20 protein-coding genes and 2 other annotated features are annotated in these 21,062 nt (G+C 36.5%); of the genes, 2 read left to right on the top strand and 18 right to left on the bottom strand.

Features of this window, described 5'->3' with window-relative positions; genetic code table 11:
- Window positions 1-10: 10 nt before the first annotated feature.
- The 3 genes from infC to ytxC all read right to left on the bottom strand — a co-directional run bounded on the left by infC (window position 11) and on the right by ytxC (window position 4,034).
- Window positions 11-514 carry a translation initiation factor IF-3 gene (gene infC / locus AC1Q8M_RS16260; protein WP_000973215.1) on the bottom strand — a complete coding sequence of 168 codons (504 nt, stop codon included), beginning with the start codon at window positions 512-514 and terminating at the stop codon, window positions 11-13.
- Window positions 515-576: 62 nt separating this feature from the next.
- Window positions 577-697: a sequence feature (ribosomal protein L20 leader region), on the bottom strand.
- Between the two features lie 210 nt (window positions 698-907).
- Window positions 908-2,845, bottom strand: a complete 1,938-nt coding sequence (gene thrS / locus AC1Q8M_RS16255; protein ID WP_000786077.1) for a threonine--tRNA ligase — start codon at window positions 2,843-2,845, stop codon at window positions 908-910.
- Between the two features lie 47 nt (window positions 2,846-2,892).
- Window positions 2,893-3,121, bottom strand: a binding site (T-box leader).
- A 31-nt stretch (window positions 3,122-3,152) separates the two neighbouring features.
- Entirely contained in the window at window positions 3,153-4,034 is an 882-nt protein-coding gene (ytxC, locus tag AC1Q8M_RS16250; protein ID WP_000569629.1) for a putative sporulation protein YtxC, read from the bottom strand.
- Window positions 4,035-4,270: 236 nt separating this feature from the next.
- On the opposite strand from ytxC, the gene AC1Q8M_RS16245 reads away from it, so the two are divergent.
- Window positions 4,271-4,468, top strand: coding sequence for a DUF4177 domain-containing protein (locus AC1Q8M_RS16245; RefSeq protein WP_097846173.1), 198 nt, complete (start codon window positions 4,271-4,273; stop codon window positions 4,466-4,468).
- A 31-nt stretch (window positions 4,469-4,499) separates the two neighbouring features.
- Here AC1Q8M_RS16245 and dnaI read toward each other — a convergent pair whose 3' ends face one another.
- The 12 genes from dnaI to AC1Q8M_RS16185 form a co-directional block, all read right to left on the bottom strand.
- Entirely contained in the window at window positions 4,500-5,438 is a 939-nt protein-coding gene (dnaI, locus tag AC1Q8M_RS16240; RefSeq protein ID WP_000400120.1) for a primosomal protein DnaI, read from the bottom strand.
- 33 nt (window positions 5,439-5,471) lie between these two features.
- Window positions 5,472-6,881, bottom strand: coding sequence for a replication initiation and membrane attachment family protein (locus AC1Q8M_RS16235; protein WP_000415025.1), 1,410 nt, complete (start codon window positions 6,879-6,881; stop codon window positions 5,472-5,474).
- A gap of 152 nt (window positions 6,882-7,033) precedes the next feature.
- Window positions 7,034-7,495 (bottom strand): transcriptional regulator NrdR, encoded by a 462-nt coding sequence (nrdR, locus tag AC1Q8M_RS16230; RefSeq protein ID WP_001203687.1) that lies wholly within the window; start codon window positions 7,493-7,495, stop codon window positions 7,034-7,036.
- Between the two features lie 283 nt (window positions 7,496-7,778).
- Entirely contained in the window at window positions 7,779-8,162 is a 384-nt protein-coding gene (speD, locus tag AC1Q8M_RS16225) for an adenosylmethionine decarboxylase (protein ID WP_002003660.1), read from the bottom strand.
- A 390-nt stretch (window positions 8,163-8,552) separates the two neighbouring features.
- A complete protein-coding gene (locus AC1Q8M_RS16220; RefSeq protein ID WP_000198974.1) occupies window positions 8,553-9,581 on the bottom strand; it encodes a glyceraldehyde-3-phosphate dehydrogenase in 1,029 nt (342 codons plus the stop codon).
- Window positions 9,582-9,690: 109 nt separating this feature from the next.
- Window positions 9,691-10,293 (bottom strand): dephospho-CoA kinase, encoded by a 603-nt coding sequence (gene coaE / locus AC1Q8M_RS16215; RefSeq protein ID WP_000219286.1) that lies wholly within the window; start codon window positions 10,291-10,293, stop codon window positions 9,691-9,693.
- Between the two features lie 51 nt (window positions 10,294-10,344).
- Window positions 10,345-10,977, bottom strand: a complete 633-nt coding sequence (ytaF, locus tag AC1Q8M_RS16210) for a sporulation membrane protein YtaF (RefSeq protein ID WP_000281743.1) — start codon at window positions 10,975-10,977, stop codon at window positions 10,345-10,347.
- 72 nt (window positions 10,978-11,049) lie between these two features.
- Window positions 11,050-11,880, bottom strand: a complete 831-nt coding sequence (mutM, locus tag AC1Q8M_RS16205; protein WP_001114476.1) for a DNA-formamidopyrimidine glycosylase — start codon at window positions 11,878-11,880, stop codon at window positions 11,050-11,052.
- 12 nt (window positions 11,881-11,892) lie between these two features.
- Window positions 11,893-14,526, bottom strand: a complete 2,634-nt coding sequence (gene polA / locus AC1Q8M_RS16200; RefSeq protein ID WP_000412829.1) for a DNA polymerase I — start codon at window positions 14,524-14,526, stop codon at window positions 11,893-11,895.
- 285 nt (window positions 14,527-14,811) lie between these two features.
- Complete coding sequence (phoR, locus tag AC1Q8M_RS16195; protein ID WP_097997344.1) at window positions 14,812-16,575, bottom strand: sensory box histidine kinase PhoR; 1,764 nt, start codon at window positions 16,573-16,575, stop codon at window positions 14,812-14,814.
- Entirely contained in the window at window positions 16,568-17,287 is a 720-nt protein-coding gene (phoP, locus tag AC1Q8M_RS16190) for a two-component system response regulator PhoP (protein ID WP_001065220.1), read from the bottom strand. The genes phoR and phoP overlap by 8 nt, the downstream gene beginning before the upstream one ends.
- A gap of 162 nt (window positions 17,288-17,449) precedes the next feature.
- Window positions 17,450-17,686, bottom strand: coding sequence for a hypothetical protein (locus tag AC1Q8M_RS16185; RefSeq protein WP_053563568.1), 237 nt, complete (start codon window positions 17,684-17,686; stop codon window positions 17,450-17,452).
- Between the two features lie 95 nt (window positions 17,687-17,781).
- On the opposite strand from AC1Q8M_RS16185, the gene AC1Q8M_RS16180 reads away from it, so the two are divergent.
- Window positions 17,782-17,913 carry a hypothetical protein gene (locus AC1Q8M_RS16180; protein ID WP_001238014.1) on the top strand — a complete coding sequence of 44 codons (132 nt, stop codon included), beginning with the start codon at window positions 17,782-17,784 and terminating at the stop codon, window positions 17,911-17,913.
- A 56-nt stretch (window positions 17,914-17,969) separates the two neighbouring features.
- Here AC1Q8M_RS16180 and AC1Q8M_RS16175 read toward each other — a convergent pair whose 3' ends face one another.
- The 3 genes from AC1Q8M_RS16175 to icd all read right to left on the bottom strand — a co-directional run bounded on the left by AC1Q8M_RS16175 (window position 17,970) and on the right by icd (window position 20,909).
- Window positions 17,970-18,443, bottom strand: coding sequence for a MaoC family dehydratase (locus tag AC1Q8M_RS16175; RefSeq protein WP_000914180.1), 474 nt, complete (start codon window positions 18,441-18,443; stop codon window positions 17,970-17,972).
- 215 nt (window positions 18,444-18,658) lie between these two features.
- A complete protein-coding gene (gene mdh, locus AC1Q8M_RS16170) occupies window positions 18,659-19,597 on the bottom strand; it encodes a malate dehydrogenase (protein WP_000153232.1) in 939 nt (312 codons plus the stop codon).
- Between the two features lie 19 nt (window positions 19,598-19,616).
- Window positions 19,617-20,909 carry an NADP-dependent isocitrate dehydrogenase gene (icd, locus tag AC1Q8M_RS16165; RefSeq protein WP_071731427.1) on the bottom strand — a complete coding sequence of 431 codons (1,293 nt, stop codon included), beginning with the start codon at window positions 20,907-20,909 and terminating at the stop codon, window positions 19,617-19,619.
- Window positions 20,910-21,062: the final 153 nt, after the last annotated feature.

The raw sequence follows: 21,062 nt of genomic DNA, 5'->3' as shown, positions 1-21,062 counted from the left end.
CCTCTATCTATTACTTATCGTTTTTCGGTGCTAAAACTAAGAACATACTGCGTCCTTCCATTTTAGGCTTAGATTCAACTGTACTAACTTCAGCACAAGCTTCTGAGAAGCGATCTAAAACACGTTGACCGATTTCTTTATGAGTAATGGCACGTCCTTTAAAGCGAATTGACGCTTTAACCTTGTCGCCTTTCTCTAAAAACTTGATAGCATTACGAAGTTTTGTGTTAAAGTCGTGTTCATCAATTGTTGGACTTAAACGAACTTCTTTCATGCTAATTACTTTTTGATTTTTGCGCTGCTCTTTTTCTTTCTTCTGTTGCTCAAAGCGGAATTTACCGTAGTCCATAATGCGGCATACTGGCGGTTTCGCATTTGGAGCAACTAATACTAAATCAAGATTAAGATTTGCAGCTAAGTCTAAAGCGTCATTACGAGACTTGATTCCAAGTTGATCGCCATTTGCGCCAACTAAACGTACTTCACGTGCACGAATTTGCTCGTTAATCATCATATCCTTGCTAATAGTAAGCCACCTCCAAGGTTTTCTCAGAACATATTTTGTAGTCATAGAACCCGACAAAAAAAGTGCGGGCATACGACACCCACACTTGTAAAATCTTAAGTAAGAAATACATTTACCTGCTAACTGCGAATGCGTCCATCAGGTGAGAAGCGGGTGCTTCTACTTGTTCCACAAAACAATATTCTATTATCCTTGATGAGTTTATCATAGGACATGACGTCTGTCAAGAAGACGCGATGTGTTTTACTAACAACAAGAAATATTGTAACAAACAACTAACATACTTGCAATACTTTTTTATGATAAGTGTTACATGGTTATTTTTTCTAGTTTTTCTCTTTTATATTACAAAGAAAAGCCGCGGTATACCGCGGCTTTTTCTTATCGTTTTCCTTCTACTTTAATCATATCAACAAAAGCATCTAATGCGATTGTTTCTGATTTTTGTTCACCATATTTACGTACGTTTACGCCGTTTTCAGTTACTTCATTGTCACCTACTACAAGCATGTACGGAATTTTTTGCATTTGTGCTTCACGGATTTTGTAACCGATCTTCTCTTCACGAGTGTCTAATTCAACACGGATACCAGCACGACGCAATTCGTCTTGTACTTTCTTCGCATAGTCTAAATGTACTTGCGGAGAAACTGGAATTACTTGTACTTGAACTGGAGCTAACCAAGTTGGGAATGCACCTTTGTATTCTTCAATTAAGAAGGCTACGAAGCGTTCCATAGTTGATACAACACCACGGTGAATTACAACTGGACGATGTTGCTTACCGTCTTCGCCAACATAAGTTAATTCAAAGCGTTCTGGAAGTAAGAAGTCTAATTGTACAGTTGAAAGTGTTTCGTCTTTTCCAAGAGCAGTACGAACTTGAACATCAAGTTTTGGACCGTAGAATGCTGCTTCACCTTCAGCTTCATAGTAATCAAGACCCATTTCATCCATAGCTTCTTTTAACATACCTTGTGCTTTTTCCCACATCTCATCATCCGCATAATACTTTTTAGTATCTGCTGGATCACGATAAGATAGACGGAATGAGTAGTTCTCTAAACCGAAATCTTTGTACACTTCTAGAGTTAAGTTTACAACACGTTTTAACTCTTCTTTAATTTGATCTGGACGAACGAAAATGTGCGCATCGTTTAAAGTCATTCCGCGTACACGTTGTAATCCAGATAACGCACCTGACATTTCATAACGGTGCATTGTTCCAAGTTCCGCAATACGGATTGGTAATTCACGGTAGCTGTGAATATCATTTTTATAAACCATCATATGGTGAGGACAGTTCATTGGACGAAGAACTAATTCTTCATTATCCATTTCCATTGATGGGAACATGCCATCACGGTAGTGATTCCAGTGACCAGAAGTTTCATATAACTCTCTACTTCCTAATACTGGAGTGTATACGTGATCATAGCCTAAGCTTGCTTCTTTATCAACGATGTAACGCTCGATAATACGACGAATTGTTGCACCCTTTGGTAACCAAAGTGGTAAACCTTGTCCTACTTTTTGGCTATTAGTAAATAGTTTTAATTCTTTACCTAATTTACGGTGATCGCGCTCTTTCGCTTCTTCAAGCATACGTAAGTGCTCATCTAATTCTGCTTTCTTAACGAATGCAGTACCGTAAATACGTTGTAACATTTTATTATTGCTATCGCCGCGCCAGTAAGCACCTGCAACGCTTAATAATTTAAACACTTTAATTTTCCCTGTAGATGGAAGGTGAACACCACGGCAAAGGTCGAAGAATTCGCCTTGCTCATAGATTGAAATAACTGCATCCTCTGGAAGATCGTTAATTAAATCTAATTTTAACTCATCACCAATTTCTTCAAAGCGACGAAGTGCTTCTGCACGTGGTACTTCATGACGAACGATTTCTAAGTTTTCGTTCACGATTTTTTGCATTTCTTTTTCGATTTTCTTGAAGTCTTCAACTGTAATTGCTTCTTCCATATCGATATCGTAATAGAAGCCATTTTCAATTACTGGACCAATGCCAAGCTCAAGCTTAACATCTTTATATAAACGTTTTAACGCTTGTGCTAAAAGGTGGGCTGTTGAATGGCGTAAAATATATAAGCCATCTTCAGAATCTAATGTAATAATAGAAACTGCACCATCTTCTTCGATTGGTGTAACAAGATCGATCATCTCATCGTTTAATTTTCCAGCTACAGCTTTTTTCTTTAAGCCTGGGCTAATAGAAGCTGCGATTTCTTCAGTTGTTACGCCTTTTGGAAACTCCTTCACAGCTCCATCAGGGAAAGTAATTTTAACTACATCTGCCATCACTGGTCACTCCTCTTTTTCTCAAAATAAAAAACACTCATCCCGTAAAAAGGGACGAGTGTTGAATTCGTGGTTCCACCCTTGTTCCAATTAACATAATTGTTAATTGCTCAAGTTCAACATAACGGTGTTGTCCGTTAGCAATTACTAGAAAAACCGTTCACTGCTAAAGTTTAGAGGTGGTAAGTAATAATCCCGTACTAGGAAGCTCACACCCTAAGGCTTCCCTCTCTGAAAATCGTAGAAAACTACTCATGTCCTCATCATGACATTTCGATATATTTCATTTATGTAGGTAATTATATGCTCAAAAACTTAGAAAATCAAGGGCGTTACCTTTATTTTTTAAATTTTTCACATTGCGCTCAAAATCATGTAATCCATGTAATTGGACCCGTTCTTGAAACACATTTCGCAAAGTAATAATCATATTATGGTCTTGTTCTTTCGTATATAAATAAATCTTTTTGGGCGAAATAGAAAGAAGCGGCGCAATTACTTTCGTATCAATATATACATCATTTTGCTTTAATAATTCCTCATCTATATATTGGACCAACTTCTCCTGTTTTAAACGTCTACCTTTATCATCATAAAAGATAAAGCTTTCATCAAAAATAAGATGCACGCAGGACAAGCGTGATTTACGGCTACTTACTTGTTGCCGAAGCGTCTCAATGAACATTTGGTATTCTTGCTCCATCTTATATTCATCAATTGCCACTTCCGCAAGTTTAGCCACCATTTCCCTATATGTACGAAGACGAAAACGGATATATGATGAAAACGAGAATGAGAGCGGATCACAAAGCCAATTATTTAAAGAAGACTTAATATATGACTCAAATGCGTTACGCGTTAAATCCTGAGCTACACCTTTTCTTCTTCCCTTTAAAATCTCATGTGCCATGTGCAATATTTGATGACACTCTTCTTGTTCTTCATAAAAAAACTTTTCTTTTAAAATCGTATAAATCCACTCATTTTGTTTCACATTCACAATGAAATACACCATTACTGGCAATAAGATCTTTTCAATATAATTCGATTCACGTACTGGTATGTGAATTACCACTTTTTGTTCCTGTAAATACACACTCGTTTCCTTATATAATACTTCCGCTCTTTTCAGCAATTGTCTATATACGTGCATAGCATCATTTTTTTCTTCGAAGCAAATTTCAATCACTTTTGTCCCCCCTTTTATCCCTGCTCTAAAGGACTGTATCTATACGTTACAAATCCTATAAGAGTCCGTCCCGCGTGAATTTCACTCTTAGTAGAATTACATTTCCTATCGTTAGAAAATCCACTCAATATGGCTTGCTAATTTTATATATATTAAGGGAGGGAGAAAAAAATGATACAAGCTACTATGAATTTTTTTATTGTATACTTTACTTATTACTAAAGGGGGGTATCTGAATATTTGAATATAAATTCATAAAAGTCGAATTTCATTGGGGGCTCACTCGCTCAAAACTAGCTGAAGACTACCAAGAAATTATTCAAGAACATGCTAGAGATGACTGGAGGTTCGTACAGATTGTTGCCCCTACGATTGGCAGTTCTGGACAACCTGAATATTTCGATCTCATATTTGAAAAGAAAATATCACTATAATACAAAAGAGCAAGCTTCTCAGCTTGCTCTTTTACTTATGACGACGGTTTTTCCCACCAATTGGAATTGGTTTGGCTAAATATTTAATTCGTTCCATAATACGTGCTGCCTTCATTTCTTCAGCCTCACCACGTTGTGTATACGTTAAATGATGTTCCAATTGTTTAAAATCAAAATTAGACGTAAAGAACGTCGGTAAGTTTTCTAACATACGGAATTGCAAGATTGCACCAAGTACATCGTCACGCACAAAGCTCGACATCGCTTCTGCCCCGATATCATCTAACATTAAAACTTGTACGCGTTTAACCGCATCAATCTTTTCGCCAATCGAATTATCTTGAATCGAACTTTTAATTTCACGTAAAAATTCCGGGAAGTATACGAGCATCGAACTTATTTTCTTTCGAGCAAGCTCGTTCGCAATTGCTCCTAAAAGGTACGTTTTTCCTACACCAAATTTACCGTACAAATATAAACCTTGTGCTTTTTTACCTGGTTCATATGTACTTAAAAATTCATTCGCTGCGCCAATTGCATCGATACGTGCATTTAAGTCAGAAGGGTCTAAGTTTTCCATAGTTGCCTGTAAAATATCCGTTGGCATATATACACTTTGAACGAGTTTTTCATATTTCTTTCTCTCGTCATATGCTACTTTTCTAACGCAACGATCGTATTGAATATCAATCATCTTCCCTTGAATAACAAGCTTTGGCTCGTATCCTTGTAGCATATTTTTACATGCACCTAAATCCGGACAATCCACGCAACCTACACTTTGTCCAATATATTCATATAACTTCACAAGACTGCGCTCAATCATAGAAGTCGTTACTTCACCTTTATGTTCGTCAATAAATTCTTTTACACGCGGGTGCGCCATTACTTCTGCCTTTAATACTTCATATCTATTTTTAAAGTTTTCATTTTCCATTAATTTTGTAAATGAATTTTGAATATGCTCCATTTTCTCACCTCAAAGAGCGTTCATTCTCTTCTATTAATCACGCTTATATTTTTTTAACACTTCTTCTAATCGTTTTCGTTCATCTTCTAGCGTACTTGCATCTTTTTCTACACTTACATCTTTCTTCGCCGTTTCTTTCTCTTGTTCTTTCGGCTCTTCTTCCTTAAGCCAATCTGGCACCATTTCTTTTCGTACCGTTTTCTTCGCCGTACGGCCTTTTTTCTTCGTCTCAGCCCACTCTTGATATTGACGGTTCTCTTCTTTCGCTAACGCCATCGCGTCCGCTACTGTACCGACCTTTTTACGTGCCCAATGCCCAGCAATCTTCTCGACATACGTTTTCGCAAGTTTCATATCTGAGCGTAGCATAACGTAATAAATAAGTACATTCACAACTCCTGGTGTCAATTTTTGATTAATCATGACATCTTCAACGATTTGCAAGTCCGCTTTCGTTGCCTCTGCACCACCAGAAATCTCTTTCAATAGTTGTTTTGGCGAGATTTCCTCTAGCTGCTTTATTAACATCTCCTCTTGTGATGAAGGCTCTTTCTCTTTCATCGTACGTGCAGCATGAGGCTGTACTCTTTCACTTAGTACCGGTAATGCTTGACCATTTTCAAATTGATACCAATCGCGCGCTCCTTTTCTAAGCCTTTCCATATCAATTGTTTGCATCTCTGTCACCGCACCAAGAACGATATTTTGCATCGATAACACATCTACACCATACACGTAAGCAAGTGTTATAACGCAGTCTCTTACTTGATCTGTAATCGCCTTTTTAGGAACAAGAGCGGACAATCCATCTACAAATAAAGAGAAATCAAAGAAATCATTCCAAACTTTCGGAGCGTCTCCCTTCTCGTTACTTGGCATAGTTGTCGTTTTTGGAATACGAAGGTCTTCTTGCGCATGCTCAAGCTGTCCTGGATTAAACGAACCAAACACATCATTGAAAGAGCGCGTAACATTTTCATAAGAAGCAAAATCAAATTCTTCTTCTAAGAAATATTGCTTTACTTGATTATATTTTGTCCGACTCAATCGATTGTATAAAAAGATACTTAAAACAATATCATCAAAAAACTGCTTCGGAGATAAAGGTGGTTGCAACTCATATATGAACATTCGAATATCTTTTTCTTTCTTAATATATACCTTCAAAAGCCCAATTGCCTCTAACTTTACTCGTTCCTCATATATTTCAGGAAGTTGCATTTGCATAGTCACCATAAGGGAATGATGTGTATTCTCTTTTCCAAATACACGATCTTGCTCTAGCTCCCCCCATAGTGTCATGTATAAGCTAAAAGCTCTACTACCTATTAACGGCTGATACAACATCGTTAATACTTTTCGGTCGTAATTATGCAGTAGCCCTTTCGCACTTACTTTATAACGATCAATCGGCAATAGCTCCATCCATGACTGTTTTTCCATTCTTGCTTTTCCTTTCTCTCATCCAATCTATCCTCTACTTCATTCCTTCTATCTTCATTATATAAATTCTTAGTGAAAAAGAGCTATTAGCTTTCGCTTCTAGCTCTCTTATCCTATTACTTACGGTATGTAAAGAGAATAAAATACAACTTCTACTCTCTTTCTTTTTGCAGTATATCTTTTAATTCTTCAATAAATACATTTAAATCTTTAAATTGACGATATACAGAAGCAAAACGTACATAAGCAACATCATCAATATCGCGAAGTTCTTCCATAACAATTTCACCAATCATATCACTTTTCACTTCTGATATACCTAAATTACGCAGTTCACGTTCCACGCTTTGTGTTACTTCTTCTAATTGTCTTAAAGATACTGGTCTTTTTTCACACGCTTTAATTAAACCGCGTAAAATCTTTTCTTTATTAAACTCTTCTCGTGTGCCTTCTTTTTTAACAACGATAAGAGGTGACTCTTCTACCCTTTCAAAGGTCGTAAAGCGACTTAAACAACTTTCACACTCTCTTCTTCTTCGAATAGAGCGCCCCTCGTCTACCGGACGCGAATCTAACACTCTTGTACCATTATGAGAACAGGATGGACAACGCAATTCATTCACTCCTTTACACTATACTCTTTATTTTTCTCTACTCAATTCACCTAAAATATATATACAATATTATATAACTCATTCTAACTCTCTTACCACTTTAAGTTTCAGCGCATCACTTTATCATCTCATACTTAAAAATAAGATGGTATATAGGGCACTACCTCATTTGCAAGAGTCCAATGTATTCAACTAACGAGTACGTTATATTTTTCCTTTTTTATAAACTAAAAAAGAGGTGCATTATACACCTCTTTACATTTTAAATCAATTATGTTCTTTTTTAAAGAGCTTTTGTTTCTCTCTGCTTAATTTCGAAGCTACCAGTGCCTCGAGGAAGCTCGATGCTCTCACGCGTTTTCGCGTTTAAACCTTCTGCAATATATTCTGCAGCAACATTTGGATCAATACGATCCCCACAAGTATAAACATCAATACTTGCGTAACCGTGCTCCGGAAAGCTATGAATTGTTAAATGTGATTCTGAGATAATTACTACTCCACTTACACCTTGTGGTGCAAATTTATGGAAAGCAACCTCACGCACTTCAGCACCAGCTCTTAGTGCTGCATCCACAAATAATTGTTCAATATACGGCATGTCATTAAGCTTGTCGAAATCGCAATCCCAAAGTTCAGCGATCACGTGACGACCCATCGTATCCATAGTATCCATTCTACAGTTCCCCCTTGTAAATTTATTCTAACTGTTCGAATTGAAAACTAATTTGCAATTTGGCTTGCTCCACTACCACGGGGGAAAGTTAGTCCAGAGAGGTCCTAACCCTTTAAGTAGTGACTACGTACCTCAGCTCTTAAGTTTACGAGTGTTAGTATACTTTGTTTATTTTCATTTTGCAACAACAGTTTTTTCGATTTTCTGTCATATTTTCCTCTTTACTTTTCCCTAAAAAAAATAAACGATTCACAAATGCAGTAATCACAACGTTTCGTGGTATGTCCACTTTTTAAAATATACTTATATAATTTTTTTCCTTTTCAGAAAAAAATAAAAAAAGAGGGCAAATATTGCCTTGCCCTCTCCTCCCTTATTCACTTAAATGTGTTGCACATTTTCTTGTTTCGCTAACTCTTCAACAACTAACGTTACAAGATCTACAACACGACGAGAGTAGCCCCACTCGTTATCATACCAAGCAAGTACTTTCACTTTACGATCACCCATTACCATTGTAGATAAACCATCGATAATAGCTGAATGTGTATTTGTATTAAAGTCGATAGATACTAAAGGCTCTTCGCTGAATTCTACAATACCTTTTAACGCACCGTTTGCAACAGTTTTGAATGCATCATTAATAGCTTCAACTGTCACATCGCGTTTTACATCTACTACTAAGTCAACAAGAGACACGTTTGGTGTTGGTACACGAAGTGCCATACCATGAAGTTTTCCGTTTAAGTGCGGAAGAACTTTTGCTAGCGCTTTCGCAGCACCTGTCGTTGTCGGAATGATTGATTGTCCGCAAGCACGTGCTCTTCTTAAATCTTTATGTGGGTTATCAATATTTTTTTGGTCATTTGTATAAGCGTGAACTGTCGTCATTAAACCGTTTTCAATTCCAAACTGCTCATCTAACACCTTCACAACAGGCGCTAAACAGTTTGTTGTACAAGATGCATTTGAAATAACAGTATGTTTTGTAATATCTAATTGGTCTTCGTTCACACCAACTACAATTGTTACATCTTCATTTTTACCAGGCGCTGTTAAAATAACTTTTTTCGCTCCAGCTTCAACGTGAAGAATTGCTTTTTCTTTTGAATTAAATTTACCAGTTGCTTCAATTACAACTTCAACACCTAAATCTGTCCAAGGCAATTCCTTTGGATCGCGGTTGTTTAAAAGGCGAATCATTTTTCCATCAACTAATAAGTGATCTTCAAATGCTTCTACTGTTCCGTCAAACTTGCCATGAACTGTATCATATTTAATTAAGTGTGCTAACGTTTCAGATGGATAGCTTGCATTGATTGCTACAATTTCGAATGCGCTTTCTTTTATTGCTTGACGAAATACCATTCTCCCAATACGTCCAAATCCATTAATTGCCACACGAGTCATAATATGTTATCCCCCTTGAATGCGTTATACTATTTATCTCCAATCCCAATAATAGTATAACACAAAAAGGAGATATGTCACTAAGCATTTTCATTAATTTCACAATTTTTTAGTCAATAATGTTCCACTTCTTTAAAATTACCTGCAATTGTGTTTTCGTTCCCATAATTGTGCCATCATTATTTATCACTTCATCTGCATTTTTCACTTTTTCTTCTAACGGCATTTGAGATTGAATACGAGCTGTTGCTTCTTCTTCTGAAAAGTTATTTCGTTTCATTAAACGTTCTAATTGCGTATGCGGCTTAACCGCTACAACTAAAATGCGGTCAACGAGACTTGTTAATTTGCTTTCAAATAAGAGAGGAATATCTAACACAACCGCTTGCATACCTTCTTTTATGTACATTTCCTTTTTCCTATTCATTTCCTCACGCACTGCAGGATGCACAATTTTATTTAACTGCAATCGTTTTTCTTCATTATAGAAAACGATGCTTCCCAATCTTGGACGATCTAGTTCCCCATCTTGTTGTAACACTTCCGCTCCAAACACTTCTACTATTTTGTTATATGCTGGTTTTCCTTGTTCTACAACTTCTCTTGCAATAACATCTGCATCAATAACTGGTATACTTAGCTCACGAAACATTTCTGATACCGTACTTTTTCCGCTTGCAATGCCTCCCGTTAATCCAATTACTACTGTCATAATAATCCTCCTCATAATAAAAGGCGCGAAACCAATGTTCCACGCCCATACTTACATTTTCCAAATTCCAATTATAATGAGTAATACCCCAGGCAGGAATGTAAATTTTTGTAACCACTTCATATTCGATAAAACCGTTCCAAGTTTCATTCCAATAAATAAAAACAAAGAACTCATAATTGCAACTAATATCGCCATCATAGCAGGTGCATACCCTAATAAAGATGCACCAATTCCGGCACCAAATGAGTCTACAGAAAGAGCGATACCAAGAAGCAATGCCTCTCCTGCAGAAATGGTGCCTGATTTATCAAAATCTGCTACAGTCGGTTTCCGTAAAATTTGAATCACTAGCCCTAGCGAGGCAATCTCTAATTTCCAGACCTTCTCCTCTTGCTTCGGTTCTTCTTTTTTCTCACTTCGAAAAAATTGATACAATACCCAAATCCCTATTCCAATAAGAACAAGCCCACCGATACGCGTTGCGATAACAGGTGAAAATACTTTCGCGATCATATGTCCAATTCCCATTGAAACAAGCATAACAGCCGCTGAACACATTCCGATAATTATAATTGATCTTAGTGGAATTCTTACGCTTCTTAAACCATATGTTAGCCCTACACTACAGCTATCTAAGCTTAATGTAAAAGCTAATAAAATAAGAGATAAATAAAGGTACATCGGTAAGCTCCTCCCTTATACATAGCTCTGCTGTATGTATATGACAAATGCCTATCCGATGTTATCTCTTTTCTATATTCTTGGCTGACAAATTGGGCAGTAATGCGTTCCTCTTCCGCCAACAACTGTTTTTTCTAATATCGTACCGCAAGTTACACACGGTTCTCCTTTTTTTCCGTATACATTTAGGAGTTCTTGGAACGAACCAATTTGCCCTTGTGAGTTGATATACGTTCGAATTGTACTTCCGCCACGCTTCACTGCTTCGCCTAGCGTTGTAACGGTAGCCTCATAAATTCGCTCAATTTCTTCTATTGTCAAAGACGAAGCTTCTCGTTCCGGATGAATTTGAGAACGGAATAAAACTTCATCTACATATATATTTCCAAGCCCTACTAAAAGACGCTGGTCCAATAGCACAACTTTTATTTTACGATTTGTCTTTTGCAATCTTTCTTGTAAATACCGTGGTGTCAATTCAGCATCAAACGGCTCCGGACCTAAGTCAGCAAGAGGCATTTGGTTCATCTCTTCACCTTTCTTAAAGAGATGCATCGTACCAAACTTTCTCACATCTTTATAATGTAATTCAGTTCCATCTGTAAATAAGAAACGGACGTGCGTATGTTTATCAATCGGCTCATCCTCTTGATGTAGTAAAAACTTACCTTCCATACGCAAATGTGAAACAATAACATAATTTGTTACATATAGAAGCAAAAACTTTCCTCTTCGCTTTATATTTTCAATCTTCTCGCCTTTTAGCATTTCTTTAAAGATTTCTGCATCATCTGGTCGTTTCACTATTTTTGGATAAGTAACAATAACATCTTCAATCGTTTTTCCTGTTACAAGATTTTCAAGTGTCCGTCTGACGTTTTCAACCTCTGGTAATTCAGGCATTTCATCACTTCCTTATTTTGCGTCGTACCAAGTTGGACCGTAAGAATAATCAACTTTCAGCGGAACTGCGAGTTCAATTGCATGCTCCATTACTTCAGGTACAAGCTTCTCTAATTTTTCAATTTCTTCTTTTGGCGCTTCAAATATCAATTCATCGTGTACTTGCAGAAGAAGACGTGCTTGTAATCCTTCTTCTTCTAAACGATCCGCCATAATAATCATCGCTTTTTTAATAATATCTGCTGCAGTACCTTGAATTGGTGTATTCATCGCTGTACGCTCAGCAAAGCTACGTAAATTGAAATTACGACTCGTAATTTCTGGAATATAACGACGACGATTTAATAATGTAGCCACATATCCTTTTTGTTTCGCATCTTTTACGATGTCCTCCATGTATTCTTGTACACCAGGGAAACTTTCTAAATACTTTTCAATAAATTCCGCTGCTGCTTTTCTTGTAATTCCTAAGTTTTGTGAAAGACCATAATCACTAATACCATACACAATTCCGAAGTTAACAGCTTTCGCTTGTCGTCTCATATTTGAAGTTACTTCATCTTTTTCAACGCCAAATACATCCATAGCTGTTTTCGTATGAATATCCATGTCATGCTGGAATGCTTCAACTAGCCCTTTATCATTTGCAATATGAGCTAATACACGCAATTCGATTTGTGAATAATCAGCCGCATACATAATCCAACCTTCTTCTGATGGAACAAATGCCTGACGAATCTTTCTTCCTTCTTCTAATCGAATCGGGATATTTTGCAAGTTCGGATCCGTTGAACTTAATCGACCTGTTTGCGTTAACACTTGATTAAAGCGAGTATGAATTTTAGATGAATCTTCATGTACAACTTTCAGTAAACCTTCAATATAAGTTGAATTTAGCTTCCCTAATTGACGATAATGTAAAATGTTTGGAATAATTTCATGGCGATCCATAAGTTTGTCTAATACATCAGCTGACGTAGAATAACCTGTTTTCGTCTTTTTAATAACCGGTAAGTTTAAGTTCTCAAACAGAATTACACCAAGCTGCTTCGGTGAATTAATATTAAATTCTGTTCCCGCAAGCTTATAAATTTCCTGTTCCATTTCCTTTAATCTACCTGCGAGTTCTTCTCCCATATTACGAAGACGCTCCGTATCAACTTTTACACCTTTTACTTCCATATCAGCTAATACACGCGCAAGTGGCAATTCTAACTCTGTAAACAGTTCATATTGCTCATTCTTCTTTAACTCTTCAACGAATGTTTGCTTTACATCATATAATACATGCACTTTACGAGCCACATGCTCCGCTACTACTTCTAACTCTGGAACAGCACGCTTCGCACCTTTTCCGTAAACTTCTTCATCTGATTTCACAGCATGCGTTTCTTTCATTTTCGCTACAGTACGGAAATCTTTATCTGTATCAGCCGGGTCAAGTAAATAAGCAGCGATTAATAGATCAAAGTCAATCCCTTGCATATCTATCCCATTCCATTTCAGTGCAACGATTGCTCGCTTTGCATCAAATGTATGCTTTCTCATTTCTCCATTTGCAAGCCATGCTTTAAATGCATCCGATGCAAGAGCAATATCCTTCTGAATAAAGTAGCAACCATTTTCATTTTGAATACCAAAGCCTTGAATGTCCGCCTTATGATAATTATCTTCTTGCACTTCAACAATAAGTGCACTATCTTGCTGAAGCATTTCTTCTGTAACTTCTTCCACAATATCAAATGTAATATCATCTAATTCAGCTGGAGCTGTTTCTTCTGGCGTAACGCCTAATTTATTTAAAAGAGATGTAAATCCTAAACTCTCGAACATTGGAATCACATCACTTGCTTCATATCCTTTATACGCCATATCATCCACATGAACTGTAATCGGCGCATCTGTAATAATAGTCGCTAGATCTTTACTCATAAGAGCTTGTTCTTTATTTTCTTCCAGTTTTTCTTTTAATTTCTTCCCGCTTACTTGATCTAGATTTTCATACACTTCTTCAACCGTTCCAAACTGTGTTAACAATTTAATCGCCGTTTTTTCACCAACTCCTGGTACACCCGGAATATTATCTGATTGGTCTCCCATTAAACCTTTCATATCGATAATTTGCTTTGGTGATAAGCTATATTTTTCAAATAAAGATTCTTTCGTATATTCATCTACTTCCGTAATCCCTTTTCGCGGAATACATACAAGCGTGTTATCAGAAACAAGTTGAAGTAAATCTTTATCTCCTGAAATAACTTTTACACTTGCTCCTTGTTCACTCGCTTCTTTTGCTAGCGTTCCCATAATATCATCCGCTTCATAATTTTCTAATTCATAACGCGGTACATTGAACGCATCCAGCATCTCACGAATAAACGGGAACTGCTCTGATAATTCAGGTGGAGTCTTTTGACGTCCTCCTTTATACTCACTATACGTTTTATGACGGAAGGTTGTTTTGCCTGCATCAAACGCCACTAACATATGAGTTGGCTTTTCTTCCTCTAATATTCTCATTAACATCATTGTAAAACCGTAAATTGCGTTCGTATGTATACCTTTGTCGTTATTTAAAAGCGGTAGTGCAAAGAAAGCACGATACGCGATATTATTACCATCTACTAATACGACCTTTTTTTCCAAAATTGAAACCTCCCCATACAAATTTGAAATGATTTTTTTCACAGAAAAAAACCGTTCCTTTCCTCTCTCTATATTAACATGACTAATAGAGAGAAGAAAAATAACGGTTATTTTCTTTCATATATAAAACAGACTTATATTGGCATAAAGGGAAGTGACGAGAACAGCTTAACTATTCTCGTCCAAAATTACTCCTTGGATGAAGGGGTTTTCATGTATTATATTAACAGAGCTTTATTAATATTTAATTAAGCCATTGTTAATATATTGTAAACATCCTTCATCCTATTTTTCAGTTGCTGATTTTGGTAAAACAACTGTAAATGTTGTCCCTTCCCCAACTTCACTATCCACTGTAATTGTACCGTGATGCGCCTCTACTAAATGCTTTACAATTGATAATCCGAGGCCTGTACCACCAGTATTTCTACTTCTCGCTTTATCCACTCGGTAAAAGCGTTCAAAAATACGCGGAATTTCCTCTTTACTAATACCAATTCCAGTATCCGATACTTTTATATAAGCATTATACTTATCTTCCGCTAACTCTACTGAAACAACGCCTCCAGCCGGTGTATATACGATCGCGTTATTTATTAAATTAATAAAGATTTGTTTCAAACGACTTGGATCTCCAATAACAGAAGCACGTTTTAATACATTCACTTGTAAAGAGATTTCTTTTTCTCCTGCTTTATTATCAAGCACCATATGAATATCTTCAAGCAGCCCCTTCATGTCAACGGTTCCCATATTTAATTTAAATCCTTGTTGTTCGATCTTTGACAAATCTAATAAATCTTCAATTAATCCTTGCATGCGCTCACTTTCTTTTAAAATAATGTGCAAGAAATGTTCGCAGAATTTTTTATTATCCATCGCTCCGTCTAAGAGTGTTTCTGAAAAACCTTTAATAGAAGTAATCGGTGTCTTTAATTCATGAGAAACATTCGCTAAAAAGTCTTTTCTCATTTGTTCTAATTTCTTTAACTCTGTTATGTCATGGAATACGAGAACAATCCCTTTCCATTCATGGTTTGTCCCGATAATCGGCGCTCCATATACTTCGAAATGCTTCCGCTCAATTCCAAGTGGCAATAACATTTGTTTACGCACTTTCACTTCTGTCATAAAGATTTCTTCTACAAGCTCAATAATTTCTGTATGATGAAACGATTCATAATATAAGCGATCTAAATATTCTTCATCTGTTACGTGGAAAGTTTCCTTATAAGAGCGGTTTACAAGGTTTATATACCCGCGGCTATCAATTAAAATCATTCCGCTTCCCATATTTTCAATTAACGTATGCAGACGATCTTGCTGCATTTCTTGTTCAAGTGTCATCTCTTGTAAGTTACGAGCTAAAATATTAATCGCTTTACTCAGCATTCCTGTTTCATCCGAATGACTTTCGTATGCACGTGCTTTATAATTACCCTTTGCCAATTCAATTGCAACTTTTGTAACCGATTCAATCGGCCTAATATATTGCCCTGTAATTTTCATACCTAAAAATACAACTACGAGACAAGCAATAACAAATCCGATAATTAATAATCCCCACGTTTTTTGATGTACGTCTCTTAAAGGATCGATTGTACTTTTCACCAAAACGTATCCTTGTTTTCCTTCTACATCTTGAACGAACACCGTATGATAAAATTCATTCTTTCGATCTGTCTCTTTCGTAATCACTTTACTTCGTTGTTTTGCCACTTCCGAAGAAAGTTCTTTAATCGTTTCTGGACTAAATGCCAATTCTTGTCCTTTTCTATATTGAACTTTCTTTTTTTCATCCACAAATACGATAGAAGCTGGTATTTTTTCTTCTAACTTTTCAAATACGTATGGATTTTTTAAGACATTATCAAAACCTTGCTCTTCTGCTAACGCCGCAACATACTCTGTCTCTTTTACCATTCTCTCTTTAGCATGATCTATATAGTAGTTTTCAAACACAGTTTCTAGCAATAAACCTAGTCCAACTAAAATAAATACAATAAGAGAAACAAATGTAAAAAGAAGCCTGGAACGAAATTTATTCATTCCCTTTTGGCTCCTCTAATTTATATCCTAAACCACGTATCGTTTTAATGTACGTCGGTTTTTTCGTATTTTGTTCAATTTTATCGCGCAAATGGCTAATATGAACATCAACAATTCGCGTATCACCAGCAAAATCATAATTCCATACAGCACTTAATAATTGATCACGAGTCAACACGCGACTTTTATTTTTCGCAAGATACACAAGTAGTTCAAATTCTTTTGGTGTTAATTCAAGCTTTCTTCCTTGGAAATAAGCCTCATAAAACTCCGGTAAAATTTTAAGTTCTGCAATTGTGATGCTATCTTCATCTGGCGCTTCTGCAACTTGTTCTTCTTGTTGTAATTTCGTGCGGCGCAAAATCGCCTTCACACGAGCAACAACTTCCCTTGGACTAAATGGCTTCGTCATATAATCATCTGCCCCAAGTTCAAGGCCTAGCACCTTATCAAACTCATCATCTTTTGCCGTTAACATTAAAATCGGCGTCATAACGCGCTGCAATCGTAATTCTTTACACACTTCCATACCATCCATTTTCGGAAGCATTAAATCTAATATAATTAAATCTGGGCGTTCTGTTGTCGCTTTTTGAAGCGCCATTTCTCCATCCATCGCTGTTATAACTTCAAACCCAGCTTGTTGTAAATTAAATTCGATTAAAGTTAAGATAAATTCCTCATCATCAACTACTAAAATACGATTGTTCATTCTTTTCCTCCAAGTTATAGACTTGAAACCTTCTTCATCCTAGTATTTTCCCCGTTATTCTCATCATACTAGAAAACAAGGTCCCTCTCAATATAATTGTCTATTCATGGAGATCGTTTGTGTAGAATTGAGAAAATAGAAGTAATTACGATTCACCTGCAACTACACAGGATTTTGCCAAACTTTATAGATTACTCTCTCTTCTTTAAAGCTCACTTCCGTATGAACTATAAAATCTTGATTTTGTGCTAGGAAAAACGAAAGAGCATACGCTATTTTATAATCCGGTGTTTCATATCCATCAAATACTCTCCCGTACATTTCATTCGCAACCCCGTCTGCCCACACTTCAGCTTCTCTTACCGTTTCAAAGATAACGTTTTCTCCTTTCCACCTCATCTTAAAGAATCACTCCTTCCATTGACTTAAATTATCAAACTATAATATAGTAAATATTGTTAATCTAATAATTCGAATATAAAAAGGGGTCTATTATGCGACTATTACTACCTATTTTAACTTTAGTAGTAACATGTTTCCTTACTTTTAACGTACCGAGCTGGGATACGATTAAAACGGGGTGCTCAGAATTTGCTGAAGGGTTCAAAGAAGGATTTTTCAACTAAAAATAGCGCTAGCATCCTTATTCAAGGTATGCTAGCGCTATTCATATTTTCATCTTTTAAAAATTATCTAATGCTTTTTCCATAATGGAAACAGATTTAAAAGGCGGCGTGACTGTTAATGAACCTTTTACAACAGTTTCTCCTTTTTCATCATGAGCAGATACAAGCATATCAATTGTATGTTCCTCCTCAGAAACAGCCACAACTTCAAAGTGGATTTGTAACGTTTCATAATGGTGAACATGCTTCACGAACGTAAGGTCCTTTCTCGTAATATGACTTCCTGGACCCGGTAAATATTTCGTAACCGCCGTTGTAATCATTCCCGTTAGCATAATGCTTGGTACAATCGGCTTTTCATACGGAGTTTGGGATGCGTAATCATGCTGAATATATAATGGATTGGCATCATTCGTTAACCCTAAGTACAATAACAAATCTTTATCCTCAATTTTTTCAGTGATAGATAATTTCTCTCCTACTGTAATTTCATCCATTTTACGACCAATTTGAACTTTTTTCTTTAACATGTTACAACCCCCTCCGATTTTTTCACCTTATTATCCTACTAAAAGCGATACCTTATCCGAAATTTACTATGATGAGGGCAATGTATAGTATAAATCTATAGTTTCATTATAGGATACCACAAATGATAGCGTTTTCATATTATTTCAAAAAAACAATTCGGTAAATAGTAGAAAAAGATTCGGAATCCCGAATCTTTTTCACTACTATTCAATTATTAAACAAGAACTTTCATTACGTTACGTACAGATTCTACAGAGCGATCTAACGCTTCTTTTTCATCTGCAAGAAGTTCTAATTCAATAATTTTTTCAATTCCGTTACCACCTAGAATTACTGGTACCCCTAAGTAAAGGTCACTATAACCATACTCACCTTCAAGGTACGCAATAGCTGGTAATACACGGCGTTGATCTTTTAAGATTGCTTCTGTCATTTCAACTAAAGAAGCTGCTGGTGCGTAATATGCACTACCGTTTCCTAATAAGCCTACAATCTCACCGCCACCTTTACGTGTACGTTCTACGATTGCTTCTAAACGCTCTTTCGGAATTAACGTTTCTAACGGAATACCGCCTGCATAAGAATAACGCACAAGAGGTACCATGTCGTCACCGTGTCCACCAAGAACAAATCCTGTAATGTCTTTCACAGAAAGATTTAATTCTTGTGCGATGAATGTACGGAAACGAGCTGTATCTAATACGCCCGATTGGCCAATTACACGCTCTTTCGGGAATCCTGCTTCTTTAAATACAGAATATGTCATTGCATCAACTGGATTTGTTAACACAACAATAATTGCATTTGGTGAATGTTTTGCAATGTCGCGCGTAATACTTTTCATAATTTTAGAGTTCGTTGCTACTAAGTCATCACGGCTCATACCAGGCTTACGTGCAATACCTGCTGTAATAACGACAACGTCAGAATCAGCAGTATCTGCGTAATCAGATGTTCCAATAATGTTAGCATCAAAACCTTGTACTGGGCTCGCTTCTAACATATCTAACGCTTTCCCTTTTGTTGGATTTTCCAGTTGTGGAATGTCCACTAATACAACATCTGCAAGTTCTTTTTGTGCTAATAAGAATGCCGTTGTTGCTCCTGTAAATCCTGCACCGATGACTGAAACTTTCTTGCGTTTGATTGTCATAATTTACCCCCCGCTTTAATTATGCGTTTTTGATTATCGCTACATCCATGTTTTTAATAAGCTCATTAGCAAACTCAGAACACTTCACTTCTGTTGCGCCTTCCATTAGGCGAGCGAAGTCATATGTTACTACTTTTGATGCAATTGTTTTCTCAACTGAATCTGTTACTAATTTCGCTGCTTCATTCCATCCTAAGTGTTCTAATAATAATACACCTGAAAGAAGAACTGAAGATGGGTTTACTTTATCTAAACCTGCATATTTTGGAGCTGTACCGTGTGTAGCTTCAAAGATAGCATGTCCAGTCACATAGTTAATGTTTGCACCAGGTGCAATACCAATTCCACCTACTTGTGCAGCAAGTGCATCAGAGATATAGTCACCATTTAAGTTCATTGTTGCAACAACATCGAACTCACGTGGACGAGTTAAAATTTGTTGTAAGAAGATGTCTGCAATAGAATCTTTTACGATGATTTTTCCAGCCACTTCAGCGTCTGCCATCGCTTTATTTGCTGCATCTTTACCATCTTTTTCAACAATGCGATCATATTCAGCCCAAGTAAATACTTTGTCGCCGAATTCTTGTTCCGCTACTTCGTAACCCCAGTTTTTGAAAGCACCTTCTGTAAATTTCATAATGTTTCCTTTATGAACTAATGTAACAGAAGAGCGTTTTTCATTAATTGCATATTGAATTGCAGCACGAACAAGACGCTTTGTCCCTTCTTCTGAGATTGGTTTAATACCAATACCAGATGTTTCTGGGAAGCGGATTTTATTAACACCCATTGCTTCTTTTAAGAAAGTAAGAACTTTTTCTGCTTCTGGAGATCCTTGTGCATATTCAATTCCAGCATAAATGTCTTCTGTATTTTCACGGAAAATAACCATATCAGTATCTTCCGGACGTTTTACAGGTGAAGGAACACCTTCAAAATAACGAACTGGACGTAGACATACATATAGATCTAATTCTTGACGAAGTGCTACGTTTAGAGAACGAATACCACCGCCAACTGGAGTTGTAAGTGGACCTTTAATTGCGATTAAATATTCGCGAATTAAATTTAAAGTTTCTTCTGGTAACCACTCGCCTGTTTGGTTGAATGCTTTTTCCCCTGCAAGCACTTCTTTCCAAACGATTTTCTTCTCACCATCATAAGCTTTTTCAACTGCTGCTTCTATTACGCGAGATGCAGCTGCCCAAATATCAGGACCAATTCCATCTCCTTCAATAAATGGAATAATCGGATTGTTTGGTACATTCATAACACCATTAGTTACAGTAATTTTTTCACCTGTCGTCAATGTGATAACCCCCATGTTTGAAATTTCATATGTATGAAACTGAGGGAATAACCCCTCAGTTCAAACCGTTAGTCAAATTAAAATATTCTAATCATTACATCTTTCCGAAAAAATCAGACTTTTGAAAGCGTATTTTCACTATCGAAATAGTGT

This window comes from Bacillus sp. GW823-FHT06A10, assembly GCF_058795375.1.
This window is presented reverse-complemented; position numbering and strand designations above follow the sequence as displayed.